Here is a 14,579-nt window from a genome sequence, read left to right on the forward strand (position 1 = left end):
GCTTGATCGCGTGATTCACGCCTTCTGACGGGCCAGCTTTAAGCGACCACGCGCAACCTCATGCCGACGCGTCGGAATCGCGACCGAAGAAGCGGAGTTGCAAGACCGAGAGCAGCAAGGTGATCACTGTCAGGATGATGGCGACCGCACAGGCTCGCCCGATGCGGAGCGACTCGAAGGCCATGCGATACATGTACAGCGCGGTGACCATCGTGCCGTCATCCGGGCCGCCCTCGGTCATGACCAGGATCAGAGCGAATGCACCCATTCCTGAAATCAGCGTGCTGACGAGCACGAACAGCGTCGTGGGCTTGAGCAGCGGGAGGGTGACGTGCCACAGGATCTGCCGTCCGTTCGCGCCGTCACTGCGGGCGGCCTCCAGCACGGCCTGATCAATGGCCTCGAGACCGGTGGAGAACAACAATATGTTCTGACCCAGCGTCATCCATGCCATGACCAGCGTGAGCGACAGCATGGCGGTGCCTGGCTGCGTCAGCCAATCCGGTCCCGCGATGCCGACGACGGCGAGCAGTCGATTGACGATGCCGTATGTCGGATCGAGCACGATCTGCCAGGCGTAGGCAACAGCGACGATGTTGGTGATTGCCGGCAGCCAGAAGATCGTTCGCCATCCTGCCCGGTGGCGGCTCGCGGTCACCGCAAGTGCGAGGAATAGAGCGGCGGGAATGCCGACCGCGGCACTGCCGATGGCAAGCAGGAAGGTGCTTACAAGCGACTGCATGAACAGCGGATCAGCCGTAAGCAGAACGATGTAGTTGCTCACGCCTCGCCAGTGCGCGGCATCGAGGGCGTTCCAGTCGGTTAAGCTCAGATAGAACGACGACGCAATCGGCACGGCATAGAATATCGTGCCGAGGACCAGCGCGGGCGTCAGCAGCAACCAGGGTGCCACGCGGCGTGAATACAGGAACGACATGCTATGCCAGACCGTCAGTTCGTGTCGACAAGCAGGGCCTTGATCTTTCGATCCGCGTCTTGCAAGGCGGCCTGTGGCGTCTGCGCTCCGCTCCACGCACGTCCGATTGTCAGGCGGAGTTCCTGTTGAATTTCACTGTTGCGTACCACGTTCGGTAGCGAGCCGGCGCGGCCGGAGGCGATCGCGTCCACGAAGGGCTTGCTGAAGGCGTCGCCATAGTCGTCTGGACCGGCCGTGATGTCGCTCCGGTTGCCGGTCAGCGCGCCAAGCTTGCCGAGCATCTCGCCAGTGCAAGACTGCTTGTTCGCGCCGCGGGGGCTGTTCAGCCAGGCCAGCAGGTTCCAGGCCTCCTGCTTCCTCGGGCTGTTCGCATCGACGCCCCAGAAGAAGGCGTATTGCAGGGTCTTCCAGTTGTTGCCCGCGGGGATCGGTGCCACGCCGACCGTCTCGTCCATTGCGGCCCCGAAGGCTTGCTGCAAGGTAGCCTTAAACCAGTTCGCGAAGATCATCATGCCGACCGCGCCGCTTGGAAAGTCGAGGACCTGGATCGTGTTGTCGGTGATGCCCTTCGCGAACAGGCGGGTCTCATCGGTCAGCACATCGCTCGCGTCCGGAGTGGTGAGATTGGTGCCGTCAAGTCTGGCGTTGAAAGGTTCGATGCCGCGTGACCGCAACAAGGCGACGAACGGATAGACGCCATTCGCCACCGTCGGCCCAAAGGCAAAGCCGGCGGTGGTGATTTTTCCCTGCGTGTTCCGCCTGGTCATCCTGGTTGCATCGGCAACGACTTCGTTCCAATCGCGCGGCGGCGCGGTGATCCCAGCCGCGCGGAACAGCTTCTTGTTGTAGATCAGCATGAAGGCATTGACTTCAGTCGGAATGCCCCAGACGTTGCCGCCGACCTTGATCGCATCAACGGTACTCGGCAGGTATCCAGTATTGATCAGGCGGCCGACCTCGGGCGGCGGCCTGTCGAGTATGCCCGCCTGGATCAACTGGGCGCTCCAGATCGAATAGATGTTGTAAATGTCCGGGGAAGTTCCGCTTAGCCGCGCCGTGAGCACGGTTTGCAGATAGTCGTCGATCTCGGACTGCTGATGCACAATCCGAATGCCGGGATGGTCCCGCTGATAATCCCGCAGGCAGGCGGTGAGCGGCGTGCGCTGGGCGTCGGTATAATGCGTCAGGATCGTCAACGTCGTTTCGGCAACCGCTGGGCGGACGATAGAGGCGAGGAGTGCCACCAAAAAGATGCGAAAAACGTGGCGACGCATGGGGTTGATCTCCTTGAAGATAGCGCTGTTAACCAGATGGTCTTGTGATTGCAAAGGTTCGGACGCTCCCGCATCAGCGAAAACCGCCGAACGACCAGACCGAGATAGTCAGCTTGGATGCTGTCCGTGCCGGGTCCCGAGCCCGCGTTCCACAACTGCTCCGCAAGGCAGGCTGGCATGACGGACTTGTTGCCGCGCCATTCCGGAACTTTCGATCATGCCCGACAAACGGACCTTGCCGCCTGGATCCGGAGGGAACTTCAAGGGGGAAAGCATTATCCTGGAAAGCCGGAGGCGCAAGGGTCTTGCGTCAACGTGCGTCTCACGGATCGAGCGTGACCGCCTGAGGCTGACTGGTGAAAAAGCATGAAGCACGCGATCAAACAAAGAGCTAGACCAGCATTACGTATAGGTGACGATGCAACCTCGACCGATCATTAGGTCGCCAGATGCCGGCGCCAGCGCTTCGACAGGTACTGGTTTAGCGCGACAGGCTTTGGATAGGGATGCCCGTTGCAACCGATCATGCCAAGTTTGCGGGGCGCCGCCGGCGAATCAACAAGAACGGGCGCATTCACTTCAAGACCTTCTTCAATCGAGGATAGGTTGCCAACGGATTGTCCACACGAATGCGTTGTTGTAATGAATCCGACAGGCCCGGCGGGGTGATCGCATCACCTTCGAACTGCCAGTGCGGATAGTCGGAGGCGAACAGCAGCATGTGGTCGGCGTCGATCTGCGCGACGATGCGTTCCACCGCCTGACCGTCAGGCGCGTCGAACGGTTGAATTGTCAAGCGAATATTGTCGCGGATGATGTCGGCTGGGGAGCGGTTGACCCAGGGCACCTCGGCCCGCACGCCACGCCAGGTCTTGACGGCGCGCCAGATGAAGCCGGGCAGCCAGGTTACGCCGGATTCCAGCAGCACGAAGGTCAGATCGGGGAACTTGTTGAACACACCGTTGGAGATCAGGCTGAGCAACTGATCCTCGAAGGTCTGCGACTGGGCGATGTAGTCATGTACGTAGTGCGACGGCCAGCCGGTAGACGTAGGTGCGTAACGATACTGGCTGCCGGCATGGATGCCGATGGGCAGGCGATGGCGCGCGGCGGCCTCATAGATCGGCCAATAATAGGAACGGCCAAGCATCATTTCGCAGGCGACGGGCAGCAGGACCTGGACGAAGCGGAGATCAGGGGCGCAACGTTCGATCTCCTCGGCGGCCAGCAGCGGCGCCTGCGCCGGCACGACGATGGAGGCCCGCAGGCGTGGTTCCTGGTCCAGCCAGTGTTGACTGATCCAGTCGTTGACGGCGGAGCAGATGGCGGCGCCCATGCTCTCGCTGACCGCGGCCTGACCGCCGGTCAGCGGGTTGCAGATCGCGGTGCCGATGCCAAAAGCGTCCAGCGCCTGATTGCGCAAGGCGTCCAGACTGGCGCCGGGCCGCTGACCCGCAATGCGCCAGTCCGGCCGGCAGGTGATCGGCGCATTCAGCGGGTAGGACATCATGTCGAAGCCGTCGAGACCGCGATGGACGAAGGATTCCCGCCAGAAGTCGTTCATGTAGGGCAGCAGCGCCGCGATGTCCGGAACGCCGGGGTGGATGTCGCAGTCAATCGTTCCAGTGGTCATTTGGTTCTCCAACGACGACTGCCTGAGGCGGCGCGTTTTACTTTCAAACACTCCATTTCCCGTTTTAGTCAACCTCCGAGCAAGTTACTTTGTTTTCTGCAACACGAAGACATAGGTCGCCGACCTCGCCATCACGTCGGCTTCACCCCTGTCCGCCGCAGCGTCCGCTGCCAGTCCGAAGCGACCCCATCCAGCGCCGCCTTGGCTGACTTCTGCCCCAGCAGCACCGCCGAGATCCCGCTTCGCAACTGCAACTCCAGACTCGGCCACACCGGCGCGCGCGGTTCAAGTTCCGCCGTCGTCAGCGCCTGCGCCAGCACCGGCGCCCAGCCGAACCGCGCCAGCACCGAAGGATCGCTCAACACCGAAGTCCGCGGCGGCGCATTGCCCCGCTCCAGCGATCGGCGCATCCAGTCCTTGCTAGTGGCGAGCTGGATGAATTCAAACGCCCATTCGGTGTTCTTGCCGCCGGCGGGCACGCCGAAGGTCCAGCCACCCAGCGACACGCGGCTTTCCGCCGCGGAATGCCGGCCGGGTGCCACCGACCAGGCCCAGCGTCCGCCGGTCCGTGACAGCTTGGGGTCGTTGATCAGCGTGCCATAGGGCGCCAGCGTGATCGTCATGGCGTACCGGTCGGTCTGGCCGCCGGCGATGATCTCGTCGAACTCCCAGGTCAGGCTGTCCGGCACGACAACCTTGTACTTCGTCATCAGGTCGCCGTAGTACTCCAGTGCCTCGACCGCCTTCGCGTCGTTGATGAAAATCTGCCAGGTCTTCGGATCAAAGTAGCGCCCGCCGTTGCCGCGCAGGAACGGCGAGAAGCCACCGACCATCGCCGGCCCCTGGCGACCCCAGATGCCTATCCCGTAACGGCCTGGCGGCTTCGTCGTGGCCTGCGCGGCGGCCAGGAAGCTCTCCCAGTTGTCCGGCGGCGTGGCGAACCCAGCCTCGGCCAGAAGCTGTTTCTGGTAGTTCAGGATGCTGGCCGTGACGCGATATGGAATGCCAAGAAGCTTTCCCTGGTAGCTGGCGAGGTCGCGCACCGAGGGCAGGAAATCGTCCCAGTCAAAGTCTGGATGCTTGCCCGCGTTATCCGCCAGCAGCTTGGCGTGATCCGCCATATGCGGCGCCAGCCAGCCGGCGAACGGCGCCGTCCATTGGATGATGTCGATATCGGGCGAACCGGAGTTCAATTCAGCCTTCAAGCGGGCGCTGAGTGCGTCAATCGGCAACAGGGTGAAATCAACCTTGATGCCGGTAGCCTTTTCGAAAGCGGGGGCGATCTCCTCGGTCAGGCACCAGTGCCAGGGGCCGTTGTCGCCAACGAAGATCAGCTTGTCGGGTTTCGACTGGGCCCGCGCCACCGCCGGCATCGCCAGCGCGGCGACAAGTAGCTCGCGACGCCTCATCGTCCGAATCCAGCCCGCCGCAAGCCGCGCTGCCAGTCGACCGCCACGTCGTCCAGCGCCTGCTTCGGGGTCTTCTGACCAAGGATTGCCTTCGACAGTCCGGTACGCAGCGAAAGCTGCAAGGTGCTGAACACCGGTTGGGCGGGGGTGGGAAAACCGGTTTCGATCGCCGCGGCGGCGACCGGGGGCCAGCCGATCCGCTCGATCATCGCCGGGTCGCGCAGCACCGACCCGCGCGGCGGCGCGTTGCCGCGGATCATCGATCGGAGCATCCAGTCCTTGCTGCACGCCATCTGGATAAAGGCGAGCGACCAGTCACGGTTCGGAGTATATTTCGGTATCGCGAGATTATGCCCGTCCACCCAAGTACGACCCTGATCCTTCGCGGTCCGCCCAGGCACGGTCGCCCAGCACCACTTGCCGCCCGTCCGGGACAGCTTCGGGTCGTTGATTAGCGTGCCGTATGGCGCGAATGTCTGACACATCGCATAGCGGTCGTTCTGGCCGCCGGCGATGATCTCGTCATACTCCCAGGTCATCGCCTCGGGGGGCACCACCTTGTCCTTGAGGACAAGTCCAGTCCAGAATTCCAGCGCGGCGACGGCGTTGGGCTTGTTGATCAGGATCTCGCCGGTCTTGAAATTCAGGTAGTCGCCGCCGCAGGAATACAGCCAGGGTGAAAAGCTGCTCAGGATCGCCGAACCCTGCCGGCCGGACAACCCAAAGCCATAGCGGTCCGGCGGCTTGTTGGTAGCGATTGCCGCCTTTTCCAGCTCGTCGAAAGTCTCCGGCAGCCGAGCGATGCCAGCCTGCTCCAGCAGCGCTTTCTGATAGTGCATGATGCCGGTGGTGACCCGGTAGGGAATGCCGACCATCTTCCCGTCATAGCTCGCCGCGCGCTTGCTGCCGGAGAGGAAATCCGCCCAGTCCCAGGACGGGTCGCGCGCCATGATCTCGGCGGCCAGGACCTCGTGGTCCATCATGTGCGGGCTGATCCAGCCGGCCATGCCGACCGACCATTGCACGATGTCGATGTCGCCCGACCCGGCGCTGAGTTCGGCTTTCAGTCGAGCGGTCCACGGATCGACGGGCAGCAGGGTAAAGTCGATCTTGATGCCGGTCTGCTTCTTGAACGCCGGTGCGACATCCTCGACCAGGGTAAAGTGCCATGGACCGTTGTCGCCAACATACACCAGCTTGTCCGGCTTTGATTGCGCGCGCGCCAATCGGGGTGCGGCCAATTGCGGTGCGGCCAGACCAGGCCCCATCAAGGCCGCCGCCTGCAGCAGATGCCGTCGCTTCATGATGTCAGCCTTTCACCGCGCCGGAGGACAGCCCGGCCACCAGATGTCGTTGCGCCAGGAACGAGAACAGCACGACCGGCAGGATGACCAGCACGCCGGACGCCGTCATGCCGCCCCAGTCCACCCCGGTATCGCCGCCGGAGAACGCCGCCATCAGAACCGGCAGGGTGCGCGTCGCGTTGCTGGTCAGCACGGCGGCGAACAGAAAATCATTCCAGGCGAGTTGCAGGCACAGGATCCCGGCGGCGACCAGACCCGGGCGGATCAGCGGCAGCACGACATGCAGGAAGGCGCGCAGCCGGGTCGCGCCATCCACCCAGGCAGATTCCTCCAGTTCCCGTGGCAAATCCTCAAAGAAACCGCGCATGATCCAGACGACCAGCGGCAGGCTGAACGTGGTGTAGGCCAGCACTACGCTGGTGCGGGTGGTGGTCAGGCCAAAGGCGCTGAACAGCACGTACATCGGCACCAGCACCGCGATCGGCGGCAACATGCGCATTGCCAGCAAGGCAAAGAACAACAAGTTCCGGCCGGCAAATGGAAACCGCGCCAGCGCATAGGCGGCGGGCACCCCCACCAGCAGCGACAGACTGACCGCACCCACCGAAACGATCAGACTGTTCACGAAAGCCTGAGCGAAATCCGCTCGGCTGAACACTGCGGCATAGTTCTCCAACGTCGGCCACCACAGGAACAAAGGCGGCGAGGCGAAGACCTGCAGTCGTGTTTTCAGTGAAAGCCCAATGATCCAGACCAGCGGAAACAGGAACGCGACCGTCAGCGCTGTCAGGCTGGCATAGACGGCGATCGCCGCTGCCCGCCGGCGCCGGCGCGATCCGATCGGGCTGAGTGCCGCCATCAGTTGGCGTCCCGGCGGCGAACGAAGGCCATGAAGAACAGGCACATCAGAAAGGAGATCAGCAGCATCAGCCAGGACGCCGCCGCACCCAGGCTCAGGTCGAAGCGGACGAATGACGCCAGGTAGGTGAACATCGACAGCACCATGGTGGCGTTGGCTGGACCGCCGCTGGTCATGACGTAGATGTTGTCGAAGGCGCGGAACTCAAAGATCATCCGCAGCAGCAGGGCAATCAGGATGTAGGGACGCAACAGTGGCAGGCTGATATGCCAGAACATCTGCCAGTGGCTGGCACCGTCGATGCGGGCGGCCTCCACCGGTTCATGCGGCAGGGAGCGCAGGCCGGCGAGCAGCAGGATCGCGACGTACGGTGCGTTCTGCCAGACATTGACCACCGCGACGGACAGCAGTGCCGTATCTGGACGACCAAGCCAGACGATGTGCTGCCGGATGAAAAAATTGATGACCCCGTGATCGGGATCCAGCAGCAGCTTCCAGCAGAATGCGGCGACGACGGGGGTGATCATCATCGGCACCACCAGCAGGGTGCGGAACACGCCAATCCAGGGCAGGTCGATGTTCAGCAGCAGCGCGATCCCAAGACCGGCCGCCAGTTCCGCGGTCACGGTGACAGCGGTATAGGCAAGAGTCAGTGTCAGGCTGCCGATGAATTCGGGATCGGTCAGCAGATCGTTATAGTTGTCCAGCCCAGCGAAGCGGCCGCCGAACAGGGTCTGGTCCGGCGACCAGCCCTCCAGGCTGAGCCAGGCGGAGAACAACAGTGGAATGCCGAAGACCAGGAGCATCAAGGCCGTGGTCGGCAGGACGGCGAGGCGGGGGAAGTTGCGGTCGAACCACGACGTGCGGACCCGCCGCGGCCGGCGCGCTGTCAGACGTGTGGCCGCGGGACCGCTGGTGGCGGCCGCTTCGCCGTATCCTCCCATATCCCGTCCCGTTCGTATGAGTGGCAGGTCGTTGACAGAAGGGTAGACGGATTGCGGCTCCGCGTCACGCGTCGGTTGTTAGGGTCGCACCCCGTCCTGGCGTACGGACGCATGCCCTCCACGCTTTTACCGAAAGCAGCACCACCGAAGTTGCAGGTGGTGAGCGCCTCAGGCTTGGTTTATGCGCCGGCCGTGACGGCCTGAGGCATGCGCGCTGCTGCAAACGAGTCGGGGCGCCAGTCAACCCCTCAAGAGACTTTTTCCTTCACCGGCTTGGTGTCGTTCGCCGCAATGGGCTTTAGCACCGAGGTGATCGTCTCACGCAGCACGGTGACGCGCAGGTTGGGCGCGATCTCGACCTCGATCTCGTTCGACTCGACCTGCTTGCCGTCCTTGCTCTGCACCATCGGCACGCGCTGCACGGTGCCCAGGATGCCGCCGCCGGTGACAACCTTGTCGCCGCGCTTCAGCGCGGCAAGCATGGCACGCATTTCCTTCTGCTTCTGCTGCTGAGGACGGATCAGCAGGAAGTAGAAAACGACGAAGATCAGGACCAGCGGCGCGAACTGCGTGGCGCTGCCCAGCAGCCCCGATACATCTTGCGCGTAGGCGGGGGTAATCAGGGCGAACGGGTTCATGGATACGCTGGTCCTCGTGGTGAGACGATTGCGTCAAGACGTTTGCCTTAAGGCGGCCCGGACCATAGTTTCCGCGCCTCTTTCGTCAAGCTGTCGCGGATGCGTCCGCATGGAGCAACATTTGATCAACGTGCTAAACCGCATCGCGGACGCGCTGGAGCGTCTGGCGCCGCCACCGCCCGCGCCGCTGGACCTGGCGGCAGCCGATGCATTTGTCTGGCATCCGGCGCCAGGCCCTGGTTTCGCCGGTTATCATTCCCCTGGGCATCTGACGCCGGTACTAAAGATCTCGCGGGTCGAGATAGCACTGCTGAAGGGCGTCGATCGGCAGAAGGGCATCCTGGTGGAAAACACGCTGCGCTTCGCCCGCGGTCTGCCCGCTAACAACGCGATGCTGTGGGGCGCGCGAGGGATGGGTAAATCATCGCTGGTGAAGGCGACACACGCGGCGGCAAATCACGATATGCCGGGCAGCCTCGTGCTGATCGAAATCCACCGCGAGGATATCCGCACCCTGCCCGACCTGCTGAACCTGCTGCGTCCGGAGAGCCGCCGCTGCCTGATCCTGTGTGATGACCTGTCATTCGAGAAAGAGGACGCCGACTACAAGGCACTGAAGTCGGTGCTGGATGGCGGGATCGAGGGAAGGCCGGACAATGTGCTGTTCTATGCCACATCCAACCGCCGGCACCTGATGCCGCGGGACATGATCGAGAATGAACGCTCCACCGCGATCAACCCGAACGAGTCGATCGAGGAGAAAGTCTCCTTATCGGACCGGTTTGGCCTGTGGCTGGGGTTCCACAACTGCGACCAGCCGACCTTCCTGGCAATGGTCGATGGATACGCGGCCGATCTTGAGCTGCCGATCAGCGTCGAGGCTCTGCACGCCGAGGCGGTGGAATGGTCGGTCACCCGCGGTGCCCGATCTGGGCGAGTGGCATGGCAGTTCATCCAGGAGATGGCGGGGCGGTTGAGCGTAGGACCGATGTGATGGCCCGGCATTGACCATTACCGCGCTTTCCTGATCTGCCTTGGCCCTGCTTCGTCGGATCATGCGTTTTCGTTTAATGCCCGTCGCCTGGCAGGTCGGCGTCCGCAAGCCACGCTTGACATCCTTATACTCACTGCTAGCATAACTCTCGTAATGCTCAAGATGAGCATTACCGCGGAGGACACCCAATGCTAACAACGGATCTGCTGGAACGCTCGGCGCCGCTCTATGACCGCGTCAAGTCGCTAATCCCGCCAATCGAGTGGCCGGTCTTTGCCGAAGACATCGACGCCATCCTGGAGCTCAAGCGCCGGCGCAACGCGGTGATCCTGGCGCACAACTACATGACGCCGGAAATTTTCCACTGCGTTGCCGACATCGTCGGCGATAGCCTGGCCCTGGCGCGGGAGGCGATGACCGTCGATGCCGATGTCATCGTCCTGGCTGGGGTGCATTTCATGGCCGAGACCGCGAAGCTGCTGAACCCAGGCAAGATCGTCTTGATTCCAGACAGCAGAGCCGGATGCTCGCTGGCGTCCTCGATTACGGCGGCGGATGTACGGCTGATGCGGGAACGTCATCCGGGCGTACCAGTGGTGACCTATGTGAATTCCTCGGCGGCGGTAAAGGCGGAATCCGATATCTGCTGCACCTCCGGCAACGCCCAGAAGATCGTTGAGTCGCTCGGCACCGACCGCGTGATCATGTTGCCGGACGAGTACCTCGCACAGAATGTCGCGGCGAAGACGCGGGTGAAGATCATCGCCTGGGCCGGGCATTGTGAGGTGCATGAGCGCTTCACCGCCGCCGAGGTACGCGCCCTGCGCACCGATCATCCCGGCGTGGTGATCCTGGCACACCCGGAATGCTCGCCGGAGGTGGTCGCGGAAGCCGACTATACCGGCTCGACCGCCGACATGTCCGGCTACGTCGGCCGCGAAAAGCCGGCGCGGGTGGTGCTGCTGACCGAGTGCTCGATGGCGGACAACGTATCGGTCAACCATCCGGACGTGTCATTCGTCCGACCGTGCAATTTATGCCCACACATGAAGCGGATCACGCTGCCAAAGATTCGCCGTGCGCTGGAGACGATGACCGAGGAAGTGACCATCGATCCGGCGCTAGCCGAACGCGCTCGCCAGTCGGTCGAGCGTATGCTGGCGGTGCGATAAGGGACAGGGCGATGAAAATTTCTGCCCTGCCCCAGGTGATGATCGAACCGGTCGTCCGCGCGGCGCTGCTCGAGGATCTCGGCCGAGCCGGCGATCTGACGACGGATTCAATTGTCCCGGCCGGAACCCAGGTGCGCACCGCCCTCGTCGCGCGGCAGCTCGGCGTGGTCGCTGGCCTGGATTTCACCGCGGCGGCGTTCCGGCTGATCGATCCGGCGATCGAGGTCGCCATCGCGCTGCCCGACGGCAGCCGCCTGCGTCCCGGCGACCTGATCGCCACGATCAGCGGTCCGGCGCGCGGCATCCTGACGGCGGAACGGACGGCGCTGAACTTCCTCTGTCACCTCAGCGGGATTGCCTCCGCCACACGCGGCATCGCCGATGCCATCGAGGGTACCAAGGCGCAGGTGTGTTGCACCCGCAAGACCATGCCGGGGCTGCGGTTCGCGCAGAAATATGCCGTGCGGGTCGGCGGCGGATCGAACCATCGCTTCGGCCTGGACGACGCCGTGCTGATCAAGGACAACCATGTCGCCATCGCCGGTGGTGTGCGCGCGGCCGTCGAACGGGCCCGTGCCGGCGTTGGCCATCTGGTCAAGATCGAACTGGAGGTCGACACCCTGGCTCAGTTGGAGGAGGCGCTGAGCTTGCAGGTTGACGCTGTATTGCTGGACAACATGGACCCGGACATGCTGCGCCAGGCAGTCGCCATGGTGGATGGACGGGCAATCACCGAAGCCTCCGGCCGCATCCGACCGGACACCGCGCCCGCCATCGCGGCAAGTGGTGTCGACCTCCTGTCGGTGGGTTGGCTGACACACAGTGCGACGGTGCTGGATGTCGGGCTGGATTTCGTCCAGAAATAGCAATCGACCGTTTCTGCTCGCCGCGATGTCGCAGCCGAATGCCGAGGCACGCCAGGCAGGACGGGTCTGATTGATGGCACCTGACAGCTATCGACCCGTATGTCTCATGGTTGGTGAAGGCTGGCGACAAGCCGTCTACGGATGCCGATCGGATGATCCCGGCTATGCCGTGCACGGCGATCAGACCGTGATCGGGCATCCACGAAGATGCAACCTCAAACGATCATGGCCTAAACGTAATACTCCGCCAGCGGCGCAAAACCATTGAACTTCGTGCTGGCGTAGGTCGTCACATAAGCGCCGGTGGACAGCAGTTCCACCCGATCACCGGAGGTCAACGACAGCGGCAGCCGGTAATTCGACTTCTCATACAGAATGTCAGCGCCGTCGCAGGTCGGTCCCGCGATCGCAACAGGACCCATGGATGAACCGTCATGCGGCGTGGTGATCCTATACTTGATCGACTCGCCTTCGGTCTCGGCGAGACCGCCAAACCGGCCGATGTCCAGATACACCCAGCGCACCGGATCGTTCCGGTCGCGCTGGCTAACCAAGACGACTTCGGCCGAAACCAGACCGGCGTCACCGACAATGAAGCGGCCAGGCTCGACCACCATCTCGGGCAGTGCGTTGCCGAAATGGTCGGTCATCGCTGTCATGATCGCGTGGCTGAACTGGTCGATCTCCGGCACGTCGTCACGATAGCGTGTTGGAAAACCGCCACCTAGGTTCATCATGCGAAGGTCGATGCCGGCCTCGGTCAGGTCGGTGAACAGTGTCGCGACCTTGCCGATCGCAACCTGATAGGCGTGCGTCGTTGTCTGCTGGCTGCCGACATGGAACGACAGGCCGTATGGATCCAGTCCAAGGTCACCGGCCTGAACCATCAAGTCGCGAGCATTGTCGATGGTCGTACCAAATTTTCGGGAAAGCGGCCAGTCCGCGCCTTCGTTTTCCACCAGGATGCGACAATAGACTCGCGCGCCGGGAGCGTAACGCGCCAGTTTCTCCAGCTCTTCCCGCGAGTCGAAGGCGAACATGGCGACGCCGCGCTGGTGGGCCTTGCGGATCGAGGACGCTTTCTTGATGGTGTTGCCAAAGCTGATCACCGCCGGGGCAGCACCAGCGTCAAGGCACGCGGTAACTTCTTCAATGCTTGCGGCATCAAAGTAGCTCGACAGGCCGACAAGCCGCTCCAGCACCTGGGGTGCCGGGTTGGCTTTCACGGCATAATAGATCCGCGCGAGTGGCAACGCATACTGAAGCGCGCGGAAGTTTTGTTCCACACGGTCGATGTCGAGCACCAGACACGGCGTTGCCGGCTGGTGGTGCGCAAGGAATCGGGCGATTTTCGGAGTCATCGCGTCCGGCCTCCCTCAATTGAACGCTCACCTGTCAAGGCGATGAGCGTAGTTAACGAAACGGTCGAACGAACCAGCGACCAAACGATTGCCAGAACGCTTGACGTCGTTGCGTAACCACAGAGGGCCAGAGGCACGTGCGTTGCTGCGTGACTGCGCAGATAGGACCGCCGTCGCCAACGCGCAATAGGGAAATCGCCGGCAGGGGTCAAATTTGCCAACCGGCACGCTAAATGACCTCTCCAGCCGGAGGTCAGTGATTTGGACGTCGGAGCAGAAGCATCGCGCGCGGACATGATCCAGCATCGGCCGGAGTGGCGACGGCTCATAAGGCGAACGCTGCGGGAGAGCACCACCGACCGAGCATCTCTTGCGGCGGCCGGCTGCGCCTTCTACGCGACGCTGGCCTTGTTCCCGGCCATCAGCATGATGATATCGGTCTACGGCCTGCTGCTGGATCCGACGACGGCAGAACAGCAACTGTCGGTCGTGTCCGGCCTGTTGCCGGCGCCTGCCTATGCGTTGATTGCTGACCGGGTCCATCAGCTCATCAGTCAGCCCGGCAACACCCTGAGCATGAGGTTGCTGATCAGCTTTCTGCTGACGTTCTGGAGCACCTCGAGCGGCAGCAAATCGGTGCTGTCCGCGGTCAATGTCGCCTATGACGTCACCGAGCAAAGGCCTTTTCTCCGGTTTCAGATCATTGGTCTGTCAATGACGATGGTCGCGGTGCTGTGTGCCACTCTGGCAATCGCCGTGCTGCTGCTGCTGCCGCCGGCGATCGATGCCCTCGGCCTGTCGCAGCACAGTGCGTTCTTGATCCACGTCGCTGGGATGGCGATGCTAATCGCCTTCTTTTTTGTGGCGATCGCCCTGCTATACCGGTTTGGGCCCTCCCGACCGGCGCCGCCGCATCCCCGCATCAAGCCGGGTGCGGGACTTGCCACCGTGCTTTGGCTGGTCGCCTCTGAACTGCTGTCATTGTACATCGCGCGGATTGGCAGTTTCGGCGCGACCTATGGCTCCCTGGGCGCCGTGGTCGGGGTGATGCTGTGGTTTTACGTCTCCGCCTACGCCGTGCTGCTGGGCGCCGAGTTGAATGCTCGCCTGGAGGAAGCCCACGCAAACCAGGCAACTGGCATTCAGACCGTTCGGCTGGTAACGCCAGAACCCCAGGCAGACGGGTAA

The 14,579-nt window shown here is 62.8% G+C and carries 13 protein-coding genes; 4 read left to right on the forward strand and 9 right to left on the reverse strand.

Annotated features, from left to right (window positions below; all coding sequences use genetic code 11):
* Positions 1-58 precede the first annotated feature (58 nt).
* The 8 genes from ACQY4S_RS20975 to yajC form a co-directional block, all read right to left on the reverse strand.
* Positions 59-937 (reverse strand): carbohydrate ABC transporter permease, encoded by an 879-nt coding sequence (locus tag ACQY4S_RS20975; protein WP_428487142.1) that lies wholly within the window; start codon positions 935-937, stop codon positions 59-61.
* Positions 938-951: 14 nt separating this feature from the next.
* Positions 952-2,211, reverse strand: a complete 1,260-nt coding sequence (locus tag ACQY4S_RS20980; protein ID WP_428487143.1) for an extracellular solute-binding protein — start codon at positions 2,209-2,211, stop codon at positions 952-954.
* 574 nt (positions 2,212-2,785) lie between these two features.
* Positions 2,786-3,844, reverse strand: coding sequence for an amidohydrolase family protein (locus ACQY4S_RS20985; RefSeq protein ID WP_428487144.1), 1,059 nt, complete (start codon positions 3,842-3,844; stop codon positions 2,786-2,788).
* Positions 3,845-3,975: 131 nt separating this feature from the next.
* Positions 3,976-5,253, reverse strand: a complete 1,278-nt coding sequence (locus tag ACQY4S_RS20990) for an extracellular solute-binding protein (RefSeq protein ID WP_428487145.1) — start codon at positions 5,251-5,253, stop codon at positions 3,976-3,978.
* Entirely contained in the window at positions 5,250-6,557 is a 1,308-nt protein-coding gene (locus ACQY4S_RS20995) for an ABC transporter substrate-binding protein (protein ID WP_428487146.1), read from the reverse strand. Before ACQY4S_RS20995 ends, ACQY4S_RS20990 begins: the two co-directional genes overlap by 4 nt.
* Positions 6,558-6,561: 4 nt before the next feature.
* A complete protein-coding gene (locus ACQY4S_RS21000) occupies positions 6,562-7,416 on the reverse strand; it encodes a carbohydrate ABC transporter permease (protein ID WP_428487147.1) in 855 nt (284 codons plus the stop codon).
* The gene (locus ACQY4S_RS21005; protein WP_428487148.1) at positions 7,416-8,360 is read right to left on the reverse strand and encodes a carbohydrate ABC transporter permease; all 945 of its coding nucleotides are present in this window, start codon (positions 8,358-8,360) and stop codon (positions 7,416-7,418) included. Before ACQY4S_RS21005 ends, ACQY4S_RS21000 begins: the two co-directional genes overlap by 1 nt.
* A gap of 248 nt (positions 8,361-8,608) precedes the next feature.
* Positions 8,609-8,998, reverse strand: a complete 390-nt coding sequence (gene yajC, locus ACQY4S_RS21010; RefSeq protein ID WP_428487149.1) for a preprotein translocase subunit YajC — start codon at positions 8,996-8,998, stop codon at positions 8,609-8,611.
* A 109-nt stretch (positions 8,999-9,107) separates the two neighbouring features.
* Between yajC and ACQY4S_RS21015 the strand changes: the two genes are divergently transcribed.
* From ACQY4S_RS21015 to nadC, 3 genes are all read left to right on the forward strand, one after another.
* Positions 9,108-9,992, forward strand: a complete 885-nt coding sequence (locus ACQY4S_RS21015; RefSeq protein ID WP_428487150.1) for an ATP-binding protein — start codon at positions 9,108-9,110, stop codon at positions 9,990-9,992.
* A 188-nt stretch (positions 9,993-10,180) separates the two neighbouring features.
* The gene (gene nadA, locus ACQY4S_RS21020) at positions 10,181-11,164 is read left to right on the forward strand and encodes a quinolinate synthase NadA (RefSeq protein ID WP_428487151.1); all 984 of its coding nucleotides are present in this window, start codon (positions 10,181-10,183) and stop codon (positions 11,162-11,164) included.
* Positions 11,165-11,175: 11 nt separating this feature from the next.
* Entirely contained in the window at positions 11,176-12,030 is an 855-nt protein-coding gene (gene nadC / locus ACQY4S_RS21025) for a carboxylating nicotinate-nucleotide diphosphorylase (protein ID WP_428487152.1), read from the forward strand.
* A gap of 230 nt (positions 12,031-12,260) precedes the next feature.
* On the opposite strand, the gene ACQY4S_RS21030 is transcribed toward nadC, so the two are convergent.
* A complete protein-coding gene (locus ACQY4S_RS21030) occupies positions 12,261-13,391 on the reverse strand; it encodes a type III PLP-dependent enzyme (protein WP_428487153.1) in 1,131 nt (376 codons plus the stop codon).
* A gap of 294 nt (positions 13,392-13,685) precedes the next feature.
* On the opposite strand from ACQY4S_RS21030, the gene ACQY4S_RS21035 reads away from it, so the two are divergent.
* A complete protein-coding gene (locus ACQY4S_RS21035; protein WP_428487154.1) occupies positions 13,686-14,579 on the forward strand; it encodes a YihY/virulence factor BrkB family protein in 894 nt (297 codons plus the stop codon).

This window comes from Rhodopila sp., assembly GCF_965276935.1.
Taxonomy (GTDB): Bacteria; Pseudomonadota; Alphaproteobacteria; order Acetobacterales; family Acetobacteraceae; genus Rhodopila.